This window comes from Microcystis aeruginosa NIES-4325, assembly GCF_008974145.1.
GTDB classification, from domain to species: Bacteria; Cyanobacteriota; Cyanobacteriia; order Cyanobacteriales; family Microcystaceae; genus Microcystis; species Microcystis aeruginosa_G.
Genome location: NZ_BJKP01000028.1, coordinates 1 through 15,783, shown reverse-complemented (window position 1 = coordinate 15,783; position 15,783 = coordinate 1). Strand labels below are relative to the sequence as shown.

Genomic DNA, 15,783 nt, shown 5'->3' with positions numbered 1-15,783 from the left:
TTTTCTGGGTAAAAACGCCTATCTACCAGTGATATTTCCCTTTAGTGGGCTAACCTGACAGCTATTTAAGCTCTAAAGCTTTGCTTTATTGAACCCTCTCGGTCAAGTATGCTTATTCTCCAAAAGATTAAGTATTTTCAGGAATTTCTGGAGGAATATAACATCTTGAGATTAGATTAGGTTTGTGGTGATTGCGTCCATTTAAACATCTATTGAGCGCTTTTGTCAAGTTTCTTTCTCCTGCCAGAGTTCGCTGATCAATTAATCTCAGAGTAATTTCGGGAAAATAAGCAAGATTATTCCTGAATAACGGGGCTTAAATCCTTTAAAATCAAGAATTTATCTCGATAATAGCTATTATTATCTTGAAGAATGCTTGAGATCGATAGATCAAATTGGTTTTCGAGAAGAAAATAAATTGATTTTACCTCAAAACCAAGCTTTATATAGTTTTAATAGGCTGATAAATCTTAATTGCTTTACCTAGCTATCATCTACTACTTATTATTCACTTTTACTATCTAGTTCAGATTAAATACACGTCTCCCAATCCGATGAATTGCATAGAGCAGGTACAACATTTTTCAGTTGATCGCTTCTTTTCTGGGATTCGATCGCCTAGAAAATGGGTGTGAAGGGATTCCCGATTGATTTGCTAATGATGAGCTAACTGAAGGGGATTATTAAGTAACGTCAGTTCAGGCCTGCGGAAAATGTCGAGAACATAGGAGTCTGGGAACCAGAATCCCGAATTCAGGAGAAAGGAGCGACTTCCCCCCGCCGACTGGGACTAGAGACGATTCTCGCTGCGGAAATCAATAATTTTCGCTCTTTGAGTCAGAACTCCGCTCCCTCCCTTGACTCCTGACTCGGAGACTCCCTGACAACTTGAAGAATTCTCTTATCCCGAACTAAGGTTAAATAACTATAGTCTAGGTAATAGTAATTTAGCCCGATAATAAAGAAAAATTGTCCTAATAACTCTTGGTTTGCCTTGTTCTCAAGTCACCATTAATGAGGAAGTGAAACAGACCAAGCAGCAAAGATAAAAAGCGATTAGGCTAATCCTTTCTCAGCTAACCATTGAGGATTATATAAACGGGATTGATAACGCGCCCCGCCATCACAAAGAACAGTAACTATGGTGTGGCCCGGTCCCATTTGTTTAGCTAAAGCTACGGCAGCACCGACATTAATGCCCACAGAACCCCCCATAAATAAACCATCTTTTTGTAATAACTGATAGACCACTTTTATCGCTGTGGGATCATCAATTTGAATTGCATCATCAATCGGCACACCTTCCATATTAGCCGTAATACGACTATTACCAATTCCCTCAGTAATTGAACTACCTTCGAGGGTAATTGTCCCAGTTTTCACATAACTATATAAACCGCTACCCATCGGATCTGCCACCACACAGCGCAGGTTCGGATTTTGGTCTTTTAAAAACATCGCCACTCCCGCATAGGTTCCCCCAGTTCCCGTGGCAGCCACCCAAGCGTCAATTTTACCGTCGGTTTGTTCCCAGATTTCCCGGCCTGTGGTTTCGTAGTGAGCGCAACGATTAGCCAGATTATCAAATTGATTAGCCCAAATGGCATTTTCCATCTCGCTGGCCACTCGACCCGATAATTTAACGTAATTATTGGGATCCCGGTAGGGAACGGCGGGAACAGTACGCACTTCAGCCCCTAGGGTTCTCAATAGGTCGATTTTCTCTTGGGATTGGGTATCTGGGATAATAATCAGGCATTTATAACCTTTAGCATTGCAGATATGGGCTAAACCGATGCCCGTATTGCCAGCAGTTCCTTCTACCACTGTTCCTCCCGGTTGGAGAGTCCCAGCTTTTTCCGCTTCTTGAATAATATATAAAGCGGCGCGATCCTTGACCGAACCACCGGGGTTAAGAAATTCGGCCTTACCGAGAATCTCGCAGCCAGTCTCCTCACTAAAACTATTGAGACGAATTAGAGGAGTATTACCCACCGCATCGACGAAACCATTTTTAATATCCATAATCTTTTATTTTTCGTGCTGTTCGTAAGCTGAAACGATTTTTTGTACTAAGGGATGACGCACCACATCCGCTCGCGATAGGTAACAAAAAGCGATCCCTTCTACTGATTTTAGGATTTTTTGCGCCGCCATTAACCCCGATTCCTGTTGTGGCGGTAAATCGGTTTGGGTGACATCGCCGGTTACTACCATGCGCGAACCGAATCCCAAGCGCGTCAAGACCATTTTTAACTGTGCTGGGGTGGTATTCTGGGCCTCATCAACGATGACAAAAGCGTTGGTTAAGGTTCGTCCCCGCATATAAGCTAAGGGGGCAATTTCGATTTTACCCCGTTCCATTAAATCGGGAATTTTGGCCGCTTCGATAAATTCGTATAAAGCATCGTAGAGAGGACGCAGAAAAGGATCGACTTTTTGCTGGAGATCTCCCGGTAGAAAGCCGAGTTTTTCCCCCGCTTCCACGGCCGGACGGGTGAGGATAATCCGTTCTACTTTATCTTCTAATAAAGCTTGTACGGCTAAAACGGCGGCTAAAAAGGTTTTACCCGTGCCAGCCGGTCCAATACAAAAGGTGATATCGTGGCTTTGAATGGCTTGGATATATTGACGCTGACGGAAGGTTTTCGCCCGAATTAGCTCCCCGCGACGGGTACGAGCAAGAATATCCTGTTGAAGTTCTTTATACTCGCTAGAACGACCCGTATCGAGGGCATGGATAGCGGTCATAATATCGGCTTCGGCGATTAATTTGGCCTCTTGCCATAAAGTGCTTAAGGAGCGTACAATCGCTGTCGCACGCTCCCTGGGGGTGGGTTGCCCCGAAATCTGTAATTCTAGGCCTCTGAGGACTAAAGTTGCCCCAGTTTGCCGCGCAATCAGTTTTAGGTTAGCCTCTTGATGACCAGCCATTGCGATCGCACTTGCTAAACTGGGGAATTCAATGGTCTGCCAAGTTTCCGTCATGCTGTGGGCTAGATTTATCCTTTGGCTAGTTCTACCACTTTCGCAAAAGCGACGGGATCGAGGACGGCCAATTGGGCTAACATTTTGCGGTTTAATAAGATATTAGCTTTTTTCAGTTGTCCTGTCAGTTGGCTGTAACTAATGCCTTGTTGACGGGCTGCCGCATTAATCCGGGTAATCCAAAGACGGCGAAAATCGCGTTTGCGTTTGCGACGGTCTCTATAGGCATTCCGCAAGGCTTTCATTACTTGCTGATTAGCGGTACGGAATAAGCGGGAGTGGGAACCGCGAAATCCTTTGGCTAGTTTGAGAATTTTTTTGCGTCGCTTGCGGGCGACATTCCCCCGTTTTACTCTAGACATGATAATCCTTTAGACAATTTTTCTGGAAAACTTACAAGTAGGGCAACATTAAGCGCACTTCCTTCTCGTCGCTCTCGTGTACCAGGGTAATCTGGGACAAACGGCGGCGTTTGCGTTCGGCACTTTTATGATCGAGTAGGTGATTTTTGAAGGCTTTGCGACGTTTGATTTTTTTGCCGCTTCCTGTGGCCTCGAATCGTTTGGCCGCCGCCTTTCGCGTTTTTAGCTTGGGCATAAACTCCGTTTTATTAAATCGACACAATCACTAATACTATCACAAATAAAGGACTTTGGGCAAGGAGTGGCCAAAAGATTCCCCGGCTCATCCCGACTTTGGCCAGGTCTGTGCTTGGGAATTAAATCAATCGGGAATTTTTCCCCTTCCTCTCGATCGAATCGCTAAGATCCAGATAAAGTCTTGCGTTAACACGCATCTGGAGAAGTCATGGCTAAAACCCTACTAGAACAATTACGGGAATTTACAGTGGTTGTTGCCGATACCGGCGATATCCAAGCGATCGAAGCTTTTACCCCCCAAGATACCACCACTAACCCCTCCCTGATTACGGCCGCGGCCCAAATGCCCCAATATCAGCCCATTGTCGATCAAACCCTGCAAGCGGCCAGAAAAGAATTAGGAGAACAGGCCACCCCAGAAGATGTGGCCAAATTAGCTTTCGATCGCCTAGCGATCGGTTTTGGCCTACAAATCCTGCAAATCGTCCCCGGCCGCGTCTCCACCGAAGTAGATGCCCGTCTTTCCTACGATACCCAAGCTACCATCCACAAGGCCCGTTATCTCATTTCCCAGTATGAACAAGCAGGTATCTCTAGAGAAAGAGTCTTAATTAAAATTGCCTCGACGTGGGAAGGGATTAAAGCCGCAGAAGTCCTCGAAAAAGAGGGAATTCACTGTAATTTAACCCTATTATTCGGTTTTCATCAGGCGATCGCCTGTGCAGAAGCGGGAGTAACCTTAATTTCTCCCTTTGTCGGTCGGATTCTCGATTGGTATAAAAAAGAAACTGGTAAAGACTACGTTGGCGCTGAAGATCCAGGAGTCCAATCCGTTACCCAGATCTATAACTACTATAAAAAGTTTGGTTATAAAACCGAAGTTATGGGGGCAAGTTTCCGCAATATCGGTGAAATTTGCGAGTTAGCTGGTTGTGATCTTTTAACCATTTCTCCGAAACTTCTGGAACAATTGCAAGGGACAGAAGCCGATTTACCCCGTAAGCTCGATCCGGCACAGGCCGCAACCCTTGATATTGTCAAAATTGCCGTGGATCAAGCCACTTTTGAGAAAATGCACGCCGAAGATGCCATGGCTTCCGAAAAACTAACGGAAGGTATTCAAGGTTTTACCAAAGCTTTAGAATTATTAGAACAATTGCTGATTCAACGTTTAACCCAGTTGGAAGGTCAGTCAACCCTAGAACACGCCGCCGAAGATATTTTCCGAGTCTATGATCATGATGGGGATGGTTTCATCACCCGGGAAGAATGGGCGGGAACCGATGCGGTATTCGATGCGATCGATATTAACCATGATGGGAAAATTTCTCCCGATGAGATCGCTGTCGGTTTGGGTGCGGCTTTTCGTTTAGTGGAAGCTTAGAATTAGTCGTGAGTTGAACTAACCGGCATCAGTCCCCACCCGCACTCACCCACCGGTGGGGAAAATGCAGGGAGTGGGGAGTTTTTTGTTGTGAACAGTCAACAGTAACCAGCAATCAGTAAACAGTAATCAGTGGGGTGTGGGGAAGTGGAGCATTTGGCTGAAATTTCCCTAAACCCCTAAACCCCTATCACCTTATCACCCTATCTCCTGTCTCCTGTCTCCTGCCTCCTGATTAAGCTGTCTCTTGGGCAGCGGCTAATTCCGCCAGTTTTCCCTGTTGATCCTTGGCGATACAGGATTGGATCACCTCTTCGATGTCGCCGTCTAAAATGCGATCGAGGGAAAAATTCTGATTTAAGCGATGATCGGTGAGACGATTATCCTTATAGTTATAGGTGCGAATTTTTTCCGAACGGGAACCAGTTCCCACCTGAGAGCGTCGCATGGAACTGACCGCTTCCTGTTGTTCCTGCAACTTCATATCGTACAGTTTCGCCCGGAGAATCTGCATAGCTCGTTCCCGGTTTTGCAATTGCGATCGCTCTTCGGTGCAGAAAACTCGGATTCCCGTGGGTTTATGGATTAAATCGACGGCAGTTTCCACTTTATTGACATTTTGACCGCCTGCACCCCCGGATCTAGCCGTGGTTAACTCAATGTCCTTGGGATCGATATGCACTTCCACATCGTCCACTTCTGGCATAATTGCCACGGTAGCGGTGGAAGTGTGGACGCGACCACTCGCTTCCGTCAGAGGAACCCGCTGCACCCGATGGACTCCCGCCTCAAATTTCAGCTTACTATAGACGTTATCGCCTTTAATCTCTAAAATTGCCTCTTTAAATCCCCCCATATCCGCCGGAGATTCACTCAAAAGGCTAACTTTCCAGTTTTGAGTTTCGGCATATTTTGAGTACAAGCGAACTAAATCCCCCGCCCAAATACTGGCCTCATCACCTCCAGTCCCGGCGCGAATTTCTAGCATGATATTCTTTTCATCGAGGGGATCCCGGGGCAGCAGCAGGATCGTTAATTGGTCTTCCAATATGGCGATTTTTTCCTCTAACTCTGCCACTTCTAGGGCGGCCATTTCCCGTAATTCGGGATCGCCGGCGGATTCTTTGAAGATTTGTTTCGCACCGATTAAATCCTCTTGACTTTTTTGCCAAATTTCGTAGGTGTTGACCGTTTCCTCTAGGGAAGCGCGGGATTTGGCCAGACGATGCAATTCACCCGGATTACTGGTAACATCGGGATCCGCTAGACGACGGGTTAATTCTTTGTAGGTCTGTTCTACAGATTGCAGTTTGTTTAATAAATAACTTTCAGCCATAATCGATAGCCACCAATAGGGTTAAAGGGGGTGAATTTGAAGATAACCCGCAAATTCACTGGATTGGAAGCGTCTGACAGATAATAGAGACGCAATCCTTTTAATTGTCTTAGTTTTCTTTGTCTGGAGTTCTTCGAGCTAGGAAAAATCCCGCCCAACTGCTGACAGTCAGTCAGTTTTGCTAATACTTAGAAATATTTTTGGGCCAGCAAGCGGCAAGGGAAGACATTTTTTTTCTTAAACAGATTATTCCTATATCTGAAACTATCATTTTTTGGCTGGTTTGAGCAAGTAATCTTAAATTCTGTTTAAAAGTGGGGAAGTGGGGTAGTGGGGTAGTGGCGAGTATTTTCAGTTATCAGTGAGCAGTAACCAGTTATCAGTGGGGTAGTGGGGTAGTGGGGAGACCACTTCGTGCGCGACGTTCGGACGTTCCGCGAAGCTCAGTCGAGCCGTTGCGGGGGAGCAGGGAGAGGGGGAGCTTTTTTGCTGTGATCAGTAAACGTTAAAGAGTAATCAGCGAACTGAAAAGTCAACTCTGATAACTCAACTCTGATAACTGATCACTGATCACTGAATACTAAACCTTTCGGAAAGGGGGACAAAAAATGCTAGGATTGCCACAGCACAGAGAAAAGTGAAAGAAAGGAATATAACTTTACATGGAAGAGTTTGACAAGTCAATATCCTTTGATGGCAGGGATATTCGACTAAAAATAGGGCTTTTAGCCCCCCAAGCTGGCGGTAGTGTTCTGATCCAATCGGGAGAAACGGCAGTTTTAGTGACAGCAACCACCGCCAAAGCCAGAGAAGGAGTAGATTTCCTGCCCTTAACCGTTGATTACGAAGAAAGATTATACGCCGCTGGGCGCATACCGGGAGGATTTTTGCGTCGTGAAGGTCGTCCCCCGGAAAAAGCAATTCTGACGGGTCGTTTGATCGATCGCCCCCTGCGGCCCCTATTCCCCAGTTGGATGCGGGATGATATCCAAGTGGTCGCTACGACCCTCTCGATGGACGAGGAAGTACCCCCAGATGTTTTGGCCGTTACTGGAGCTTCTGTGGCGGTTTTGTTGGCAGGGATTCCCTTCCAAGGACCGATGGCAGCGGTGCGCGTCGGTTTACTAGGGGATGAATTTATCATCAATCCCACCTACAAGGAAATCCATAACGGAGAATTGGATCTAGTGGTGGCTGGTAGTCCCGAAGGGGTGGTGATGATCGAAGCGGGAGCCAATCAGTTACCGGAACGGGATATTATTGAGGCGATCGATTTTGGTTATGAAGCAGTCCGCGACCTGATCACCGCTCAACGGGAATTGATCGATCAGTTGGGTATTCCCCTCGTCACCCGAGAAGCACCAGCAGTAAACGAAACCGTGCAGAATTTCCTGAGAGAACAAGCTAAAGAGGAAATCAAACAGATTCTCTGTCAGTTTACCCTCAGCAAAACCGAACGGGATGAGAAATTAGACGCGATCGAAAATCGGATTAAGGAAACTATAACCGCTCTCCCCGATGAAGATCCCTTAAAATCTCCAACGCTGGAAGAGCCGAAGTTAATCGGTAATCTCTTTAAGGATCTGACCAAAAAACTGATGCGCGCCCAAATTATCGAGGATGGGGTGCGGGTTGATGGTCGCAAACTGGACGAAGTACGGCCGATTTCTTGCCGGGTGGGAGTTTTACCCCGTCGGGTTCACGGTAGCGGTTTGTTTAATCGCGGTTTAACCCAGGTGCTTTCGATCGCCACCCTAGGCACCCCCGGGGATGCTCAGGATTTGGGGGACGATCTCCATCCCGAAGACGAAAAACGCTATCTTCATCACTACAATTTCCCACCCTTTTCCGTCGGTGAAACCCGTCCCATGCGTTCTCCCGGCCGTCGAGAAATCGGTCACGGTGCTTTAGCGGAAAGGGCGATCGTGCCTGTCCTTCCTCCCCAGGAGGAATTTCCCTATGTGCTGCGGGTAGTGTCAGAAGTCCTCTCTTCTAATGGTTCCACCTCCATGGGTTCCGTGTGCGGTTCTACCCTGGCGCTGATGGATGCCGGTGTTCCCCTGAAAAAACCCGTTAGCGGTGCGGCCATGGGTTTAATTAAAGAAGGGGAAGAAGTGCGGATTTTGACCGATATCCAAGGTATCGAGGATTTTCTGGGAGATATGGACTTTAAGGTGGCTGGCACTGATTCCGGCATCACCGCTCTCCAGATGGATATGAAAATCCCCGGTTTAACCATGGAAGTGGTGGCCAAGGCGATCGAACAAGCTTTACCGGCCCGCAAACATATCCTCGAGAAGATGTTAGCGACCCTAGAAAAACCCCGCACGGAATTATCTCCCCACGCACCCCGGTTATTGACGATCAAGATCGATCCAGATCTGATCGGATTAGTAATCGGGCCGGGTGGTAAGACGGTTAAAGGGATTACTGAACAGACCGGCACGAAAATCGATATCGATGACGATGGGACTGTCACCATTTCCTCTACCGATGGGGAACAGGCCGAAAAAGCTAAACGACTGATCTACAATATGACCCGCAAACTCAATGAGGGTGAGGTCTATCTCGGTCGTGTGACTCGCATTATCCAAATCGGTGCTTTTGTGGAAGTTTTGCCGGGGAAAGAGGGAATGATCCATATTTCCCAATTGGCCGAGGGACGCGTCGGTAAGGTGGAGGATGAAGTGGCCGTGGGGGATGAGGTGTTAGTCAAAGTACGGGAGATCGATAGTAAAGGTCGTCTCAATCTCACCCGTCTCGGTATTCATCCCGATGAAGCCGCCGCTGCCCGTAAAGCTGCTACTGTAGTCTAGGTAAATTTTTTGTTGATGGTTAACCCTCGATCGAGCGATCGAGGGTTTTTGTTTGATCCCTAAAATCGCCTGAGTAGGGTTTGCTGAATAAATCTAAAAACCTGGCAGCATTGACTATAAACCTTCTAAAACCTCTTTAGCGGCGGCCAGAGTCCGTTCGATATCAGCCTCTGTGTGAGCTAAAGAGGTAAAACCAGCTTCAAACTGGGAAGGAGCTAGATAAACGCCTCTTTCCAACATTCCTCTGTGAAAACGACCGAATTTAGCCACATCGGCCTTTTTGGCATCTTCATAGTTATGCACGGGGTTGCCAGTGAAAAACATTCCGAACATGGCACTAATATAACCTCCAGAAACGCTATGACCAGCATCTCTAGCCACTTTCAGCAGCCCTTCAGTTAAGGATTTGGTCACTTTATCGAGATATTCGTAGGTGCCAGGGCGCTGGAGTAACTCGAGGGTTTTAATTCCCGCTGTCATGGCCAAAGGGTTGCCAGATAAGGTTCCCGCTTGGTACATCGGGCCGGACGGAGCCACCATCGCCATAATATCGGCCCGACCGCCGTAGGCCCCCACCGGCAGCCCACCACCGATAACTTTGCCGAGGGTGGTTAAATCGGGGGTGATGCCGAATTTTTCCTGAGCGCCACCGTAGGCGATGCGGAATCCGGTCATTACCTCATCAAACATTAATAGAGCCCCGTATTCCTTGGTTAATTCCCGCAATCCTTCCAAAAAGCCGGCATCCGGCACGATAAAGCCGGCATTACCCACCACTGGTTCTAAAATCACCCCGGCGATCGAGTCGGGATTTTCGACAAAGAGGGCTTTTACCGCTTCCAGGTCATTGTAGGGGGCGGTTAAAGTGTTGTTAGTGGTGGTTTTGGGAACCCCCGGCGAGTCGGGTAAGCCCAGGGTGGCTACACCAGAGCCGGCTTTAACCAGGAACATATCGGCGTGACCGTGGTAACAGCCCTCGAATTTGATGATTTTATCCCGGCCGGTAAAAGCCCGCATTAAGCGCAGGACGGACATACAGGCTTCGGTGCCGGAATTGACAAAACGCACCATTTCAATGCTGGGAACGGCATCAATCACCATTTCAGCGAGAATATTTTCCTGGACACAGGGAGCGCCGAAACTGGTCCCTTTGTCTAGGGCCTGGTGCAGGGCGGCAATCACTTCGGGATGGGCATGACCACAGATAGCTGGCCCCCAAGTTCCCACATAGTCGATGTATTCGTTACCGTCCACGTCGCGAATATAGGCCCCTTTGACGCTTTCAAAAACGATGGGTTGACCACCGACGGATTTAAAAGCCCGCACGGGGGAACTTACACCCCCCGGCATTAATTTTTGAGCGGCTGTAAAGATTTCTTTCGATTTTGTTGTTTGATACGAAGATGTGCTAACCAATCCTGTCTCCTTGTCTATTTGAGTCTATTGTTTCCGGGGGATGCCCGGAGTTTTGTTTTGTTAACTTCCTGCTGCTTGTTCCATTTTAAAGATCGCCGGCCTACATTTGACGCAATTTTTTCCCGAAGAACAGCAATGGTCGGCTAAAGTCTCGCTATTCTTGACTTGTAGCTTGATGGTTAACAACCTATGTAATTGGGTGAGAAGGGGCAAAAATTTCACTGTTGACAATTTTTCCACAATCTCTTCAGAATTGCTTAAAAAAACCTAGCAATGGGCGAAGTTATTGCTATTGATAGATTTTAGCCCGGAAAGAGCGCTCAAAAAAAGCTCCGGTTTTCCACAGATTTTCCACAGGGGAATTCTTGCTATTATTTTTTAGCGTACAAAAAAACTATTCCTGCTATGAAATTTACCAGTAGTCAAAGCGAACTCAACAGCAATTTATCCCTAGTTAGTCGGGCGGTTGCCAGTCGTCCTACCCATCCGGTTTTGGGCAATGTTCTCTTTTGCGCCGATGAGGAAAAGGGCGAAATTAGCCTGACTGCTTTTGATTTGAGTTTAGGGATTCGCACCAGTTTTCGGGCCGAGGTGGTGGAAGGGGGTAAAATTACCCTGCCGGCAAAATTGCTTAACGATATTGTCTCTCGTTTGGGAGAAGGGGAAATCACTATCTCTGTGGAAGAAAACGAGGATGATGGGGAGCATAGTCTCGCTTTCCTGAAAACTGCCTCGGCACAGTTCCAAATTCGCGGCATGAAGGCCGATGAGTTCCCAGAATTGCCCACGGTGGCCGATGGAGAAATTGTTAATTTACCTGTGGTTGCCTTGACAGAAGGGCTAAAAGGTGCATTGTTTGCCGCTAGTGGCGATGAAACTAAACAGGTGTTGACGGGGGTACATTTAACTAAAACCGTCGATTGTCTAGAATTTGCCGCTACAGACGGTCATCGTTTAGCGGTGGTACAAACTCCCCTAGAGGAGGTGGAAAGTGCCTCTGGTGGCTTTAATGTCACCATTCCGGCCCGGGCCCTGCGAGAATTGGAAAGAATGATGGCAACAAAACAAAATATCGAGACTATTACTCTGCATGTGGATGATTCTCAAGTCGTCTTTGAAATGGGGGAACAGAGGTTAACCAGTCGTAAGTTAGAAGGGGCCTATCCCACTTATAATCAGTTAATTCCTAAATCCTTCGAGCGCTCTTTAACTTTAGACCGCAAACAATTAATCCGTTGTTTGGAATTGGTGGCGGTTTTATCGGACCAAAAGAATAATTTAGTCAAGTTTAGTCTCGATAGCGAAAACGACCGTTTATCCCTAGCTGTGGAATCTCCCGATTTAGGTAGCGCCAAAGAGTCCATGGCGGCGGAAATTCAGGGAGAAAGTGGCGATATTGCCTTTAATGTTAAATATTTGATGGATGGTTTGAAGGCTTTGCCTAATAATGATATACAAATGCAGTTAAATGCTAATACCCAGCCGGTTATTTTTACTCCCTTGGGAGGTTTAAAGATGACCTATTTGGTAATGCCGGTACAAATTCGTCAGTAATTCTGACTTAATCGAGACCCTGGGATGTGTTTTTAACCTATCCCAAGGACTTGATTGTGTTGACTCAATCTTATTTTCTAGCCAAAGGATTGGGTTTATTCTCTCTATTTTGGCGATATAATTGAGAATATTTTTTGGCAAAATCAACTAGAATCGGACAACGAAATTGAGGAAGAAAATTTTAGATTTATCTCACTTCCGTCACAGCCCAGCTATGCAGCAATTGTCAGCATCGGACAACCAGAAGTTGGGCAATTAGCTGAACTTTATTATCCCTGTCAGGACTGCTTCTAGGGAATAAGTTACGGTTTCGTTAGACATTTTGGTAAACTTTCACTTTTGCTTATTTTATCTCTAAAGGATAACTTTTAGGGATTAGGGAAAAAGACGATTTTTCCCAGAATGCCTAGTATTCCTGTCACCAAAATTCCGACAATGCCAAGAAACCCATTAGTGGTAATATTCACCCGTGCATTCAGGTCGTCAATACGCTTTTCTATTTCCATAACTTTAGAATCTAGGGCTTTAATATCCCCTCTTATTTCTGATTGTCCTATCTCTAGCTTAGTTAGACGCTCATTAACATCTCTTTGTAAAGAGTCGATTTTTCCCTCAATCCTTGTCAGGACCGTTTCAAGGGAATAAGTTACGGTTTCGTTAGACATTTGCTAAACTCCCAGAGTTATGCTGCCGCTATCTTAATTATTAATCTTTTTTCTATTTTAAGATGGCTTACGGTTCACTGCCACGATTGCGCCAGACTTGCCAACCGACGTAACCGAGGAGGAGAGTCGCACCAAAGGCAAAACCCCAACCACTGGGAACATTCGAGAAACCGAGGGCTAAACTGCCCACCCAGAGAGTTAGGGCGTAGATAAATAATACTGTCAGACGGTGAGAGATACCCGCTTTGAGTAAACGATGGTGTAAATGACGTTTATCAGCCACAAAAGGGGATTTTCCGCGTTTGAGACGGGAAATAATCACCGTGGACATATCGAGGAGAGGAACCGCGAGGATGAGATAGGGTAATAGGACGGCGGTAACGGCAACGGTAGTCACAGCAGTGGTTTTAGCCAATCCAATCACCGCCACACCCGCCAGGGTAAAACCCATAAAATAAGCCCCACCATCCCCCATAAAAATTTGGGCGGGGTTAAAATTGTAACGCAGAAAACCCAAGGCCCCACCCGCTAAAGCGGCGGCGATAATAGCGGCGGCCGGTTGTCCCATCACCAAAGTTACAATAAAAATAACCACGGCAGATATCCCGGAACCCCCCGCCGCTAATCCATCTAAACCGTCAATCCAGTTAATCGCATTAGCCATCCCCACTAACCAGAGGAGAGTAACCGGTAAACTTAGCCAATGAATTTGTAATAAATCGCCGAAGGGAATAGAGAGAAAATCGATCCTAACGCCGGCTTGCCAAGCTAGAAAAGCGACGCTAAACTGCATTACCAGACGATTGAGGGGGGAAAGATTAAAAAGATCATCCGCTAGACCGATGAGAAAAAAGCCCAAACCGCCTAGGGTTACGCCCCACACTTCCCATTCTCGATCGCTGTTTAAACCGGCAAACCCTCCCAACCACCAAACGATCAGGAGGGCAGTTAAAGCGCCGATAAAGATCGAAACTCCCCCCAGTCGAACCATGGGCTTTTCATGGACTTTCCTTTCGTTGGGTTTATCGACGTAACCGCTTTTCAGTCCGACGGTTCTGACGAGGGGGGTACTCCAAAGCACCACGGTATGGGCGATCAGAAAAGCAATCAGATAGTATAAATCTCCGGACATGGGAATTGGGGGGGGCGATTTAATTCACAATTGGCAACTGACAGGCAATCAGCAATTATGAATTTTTATTATCTCTCGTTTCAGGCCAAGGCGGGGACGGAAATATGGAGATGGGGATAGAGGGGGAAGCTTTCACAGAGTTTCGCTACCCGTTGACGGCAAGTAGTTCTCAGGGCTTCATCCCCTGGATTAAGGAGAATATCGGCGATAATGTTGCCAATCTCGATAAATTCCGTTTCTCCTAGTCCTCTGGTGGTCATAGCTGGGGAACCCAAGCGCAGACCACTGGTGACAAAGGGAGACTCGGGATCGAAGGGAACGGTGTTTTTATTAGCGGTAATATTGATGGTACTCACCAAGCGATCGGCTTCTTTCCCGGTCATGCCCACGGATCTCAAATCGAGTAACATCAAGTGATTATCCGTACCATCGGTGACAATTTTAATCCCTCTAGCCTTCAACTGACCAGCTAAAGCTTGGGCATTAGCGATTACTTGGCCCGAATAGATTTTAAACTCTGGTTTCAGGGCCTCCCCAAAAGCCACCGCTTTCGCCGCGACCACGTGTTCTAGGGGTCCGCCTTGGGTACCGGGGAAAACGGATTTATCGAATTTTTTGCCTAATTCCTCGTCTTTGGTCATAATTAACCCCCCCCTAGGACCGCGCAGAGTTTTGTGAGTGGTGGTAGTGACCACATCACAGTGGGGTAGGGGGTTAGGATGATGACCAGTGGCCACTAAACCGGCAATATGGGCGATATCTGCCATCAGGTAGGCCCCCACTGCGTCAGCGATGGCGCGGAATTTCTCGAAATCAATCCGGCGCGAGTAGGCAGAATAACCGCAGATAATTAGTTTTGGTTTTTCTTTGCGGGCGATGTCAAGGATGAGATCGTAGTCGAGGAGTTCGCTTTCGGGACTTACTCCATACTGTACCACTCGGAACCATTTCCCGGAAACGTTAACGGGGGAACCGTGGGTAAGATGACCACCGTGGGAGAGATCCATGCCCATAATCGTATCGCCTGGCTGCAAGAGGGTCAGGAAAACGGCGAAATTAGCTTGGGCCCCGGAGTGGGGTTGTACGTTAGCGTGGTTTGCCCCAAATAGTCGTTTAACCCGATCGATCGCTAATTGTTCCGCTTCGTCAACGTATTCGCAACCGCCATAGTAGCGTTTTTTGGGCAGTCCTTCCGCGTATTTGTTGGTTAAAACCGAACCCTGGGCGGCCATGACGGCAGCCGAGGTAAAGTTTTCACTAGCGATTAATTCTAGGTGATCTCTTTGACGTTGCAGTTCTTTTTGCAAAATTCCTGCGATCGCTGGATCCGTCAGGGATAGTATATCTAGGTTGGTATCAGTCACGGTTACTCGATCCTTTTTTTAACAATTTACCTGTAATCATTGGGTCACTTTCTCCATTTTGGCACAATCTCTAATCTTCCGACACACCGGTGAGCTTAATTGCTTCTCTTCGGGATCGATCTTCGATTGTCAACTGTTAGGGGTCAAATCTTCATTTTTAGTCAATAAGTGATAGTAATATTAGCCAATAGGCTCTTCTCGACTTTGTGTGATAATTTTTGCTTATAGAACGCAAAATGCTTACCGGACAAGACTTTTAAGACTATTTTGCGGAAGAAACTATTAGTATAGATTTCGTTTCCACACAGAAACCAGAAGAGCCGCCAATAGAATCCTTCAAGGTGGGGATTGAGTGATAAAATCGGAAGTAATACTAAATCTGGTTATTAAAGACTGATTATTTATAGCGGTATGCACTTGCATGAGGTACAATAGAAGAGGACAATAAATTATAGACCTAGGCAGGAGCCACGACCCGATGAAGCCCTATTCTTTAGACTTGCGACAAAAGATCATCGAGACCTACGAG

The 15,783-nt window shown here is 46.8% G+C and carries 13 protein-coding genes; 3 read left to right on the top strand and 10 right to left on the bottom strand.

Annotated elements, in window-relative coordinates; genetic code table 11:
• Positions 1-1,056: 1,056 nt before the first annotated feature.
• From MiAbW_RS14480 to rpmI, 4 genes are read right to left on the bottom strand one after another with little or no spacing between them, the layout of a single operon-like run.
• Positions 1,057-2,025: a cysteine synthase A gene (locus MiAbW_RS14480; RefSeq protein ID WP_151696681.1), complete on the bottom strand. Its 969-nt coding sequence runs from the start codon at positions 2,023-2,025 to the stop codon at positions 1,057-1,059.
• 6 nt (positions 2,026-2,031) lie between these two features.
• On the bottom strand, positions 2,032-2,988 hold the full coding sequence (locus MiAbW_RS14475) for a PhoH family protein (protein WP_151696680.1): 957 nt from the start codon (positions 2,986-2,988) through the stop codon (positions 2,032-2,034).
• A 14-nt stretch (positions 2,989-3,002) separates the two neighbouring features.
• Positions 3,003-3,350: a 50S ribosomal protein L20 gene (rplT, locus tag MiAbW_RS14470; RefSeq protein ID WP_151696679.1), complete on the bottom strand. Its 348-nt coding sequence runs from the start codon at positions 3,348-3,350 to the stop codon at positions 3,003-3,005.
• Positions 3,351-3,381: 31 nt separating this feature from the next.
• Positions 3,382-3,585 carry a 50S ribosomal protein L35 gene (gene rpmI / locus MiAbW_RS14465; protein WP_151696678.1) on the bottom strand — a complete coding sequence of 68 codons (204 nt, stop codon included), beginning with the start codon at positions 3,583-3,585 and terminating at the stop codon, positions 3,382-3,384.
• A 210-nt stretch (positions 3,586-3,795) separates the two neighbouring features.
• Between rpmI and MiAbW_RS14460 the strand changes: the two genes are divergently transcribed.
• Complete coding sequence (locus MiAbW_RS14460) at positions 3,796-4,971, top strand: transaldolase (protein WP_151696677.1); 1,176 nt, start codon at positions 3,796-3,798, stop codon at positions 4,969-4,971.
• A 235-nt stretch (positions 4,972-5,206) separates the two neighbouring features.
• Here the strand turns inward: MiAbW_RS14460 and prfA are convergent, their stop codons facing one another.
• Positions 5,207-6,307, bottom strand: coding sequence for a peptide chain release factor 1 (gene prfA, locus MiAbW_RS14455; RefSeq protein WP_151696676.1), 1,101 nt, complete (start codon positions 6,305-6,307; stop codon positions 5,207-5,209).
• Entirely contained in the window at positions 6,286-6,465 is a 180-nt protein-coding gene (locus MiAbW_RS20580) for a hypothetical protein (protein ID WP_151696675.1), read from the bottom strand. Before MiAbW_RS20580 ends, prfA begins: the two co-directional genes overlap by 22 nt.
• A 504-nt stretch (positions 6,466-6,969) precedes the next feature.
• Here MiAbW_RS20580 and MiAbW_RS14445 point away from each other — a divergent pair.
• A complete protein-coding gene (locus MiAbW_RS14445; protein WP_151696674.1) occupies positions 6,970-9,123 on the top strand; it encodes a polyribonucleotide nucleotidyltransferase in 2,154 nt (717 codons plus the stop codon).
• 114 nt (positions 9,124-9,237) lie between these two features.
• Here MiAbW_RS14445 and hemL read toward each other — a convergent pair whose 3' ends face one another.
• Entirely contained in the window at positions 9,238-10,539 is a 1,302-nt protein-coding gene (gene hemL, locus MiAbW_RS14440) for a glutamate-1-semialdehyde 2,1-aminomutase (protein WP_151696673.1), read from the bottom strand.
• 405 nt (positions 10,540-10,944) lie between these two features.
• Here hemL and dnaN point away from each other — a divergent pair, with 405 nt between their 5' ends.
• Positions 10,945-12,093, top strand: a complete 1,149-nt coding sequence (dnaN, locus tag MiAbW_RS14435; protein WP_151696672.1) for a DNA polymerase III subunit beta — start codon at positions 10,945-10,947, stop codon at positions 12,091-12,093.
• 368 nt (positions 12,094-12,461) lie between these two features.
• On the opposite strand, the gene MiAbW_RS14430 is transcribed toward dnaN, so the two are convergent.
• The 3 genes from MiAbW_RS14430 to glyA all read right to left on the bottom strand — a co-directional run bounded on the left by MiAbW_RS14430 (position 12,462) and on the right by glyA (position 15,254).
• Positions 12,462-12,758: a DUF4164 family protein gene (locus MiAbW_RS14430; protein ID WP_002751121.1), complete on the bottom strand. Its 297-nt coding sequence runs from the start codon at positions 12,756-12,758 to the stop codon at positions 12,462-12,464.
• Positions 12,759-12,825: 67 nt separating this feature from the next.
• Positions 12,826-13,890 (bottom strand): glycosyltransferase family 4 protein, encoded by a 1,065-nt coding sequence (locus MiAbW_RS14425; protein WP_151696671.1) that lies wholly within the window; start codon positions 13,888-13,890, stop codon positions 12,826-12,828.
• An 80-nt stretch (positions 13,891-13,970) separates the two neighbouring features.
• Entirely contained in the window at positions 13,971-15,254 is a 1,284-nt protein-coding gene (glyA, locus tag MiAbW_RS14420) for a serine hydroxymethyltransferase (RefSeq protein ID WP_151696670.1), read from the bottom strand.
• Positions 15,255-15,783: the final 529 nt, after the last annotated feature.

Excerpts from the sequence above, each read along its gene's own strand:
- MiAbW_RS14480 (WP_151696681.1), bottom strand. The coding sequence starts at position 2,025 with ATGGATATTAAAAATGGTTTCGTCGATGCGGTGGGTAATACTCCTCTA.
- MiAbW_RS14475 (WP_151696680.1), bottom strand. The coding sequence starts at position 2,988 with ATGACGGAAACTTGGCAGACCATTGAATTCCCCAGTTTAGCAAGTGCG.
- rplT (WP_151696679.1), bottom strand. The coding sequence starts at position 3,350 with ATGTCTAGAGTAAAACGGGGGAATGTCGCCCGCAAGCGACGCAAAAAA.
- rpmI (WP_151696678.1), bottom strand. The coding sequence starts at position 3,585 with ATGCCCAAGCTAAAAACGCGAAAGGCGGCGGCCAAACGATTCGAGGCC.
- MiAbW_RS14460 (WP_151696677.1), top strand. The coding sequence starts at position 3,796 with ATGGCTAAAACCCTACTAGAACAATTACGGGAATTTACAGTGGTTGTT.
- prfA (WP_151696676.1), bottom strand. The coding sequence starts at position 6,307 with ATGGCTGAAAGTTATTTATTAAACAAACTGCAATCTGTAGAACAGACC.
- MiAbW_RS14445 (WP_151696674.1), top strand. The coding sequence starts at position 6,970 with ATGGAAGAGTTTGACAAGTCAATATCCTTTGATGGCAGGGATATTCGA.
- dnaN (WP_151696672.1), top strand. The coding sequence starts at position 10,945 with ATGAAATTTACCAGTAGTCAAAGCGAACTCAACAGCAATTTATCCCTA.
- MiAbW_RS14430 (WP_002751121.1), bottom strand. The coding sequence starts at position 12,758 with ATGTCTAACGAAACCGTAACTTATTCCCTTGAAACGGTCCTGACAAGG.
- MiAbW_RS14425 (WP_151696671.1), bottom strand. The coding sequence starts at position 13,890 with ATGTCCGGAGATTTATACTATCTGATTGCTTTTCTGATCGCCCATACC.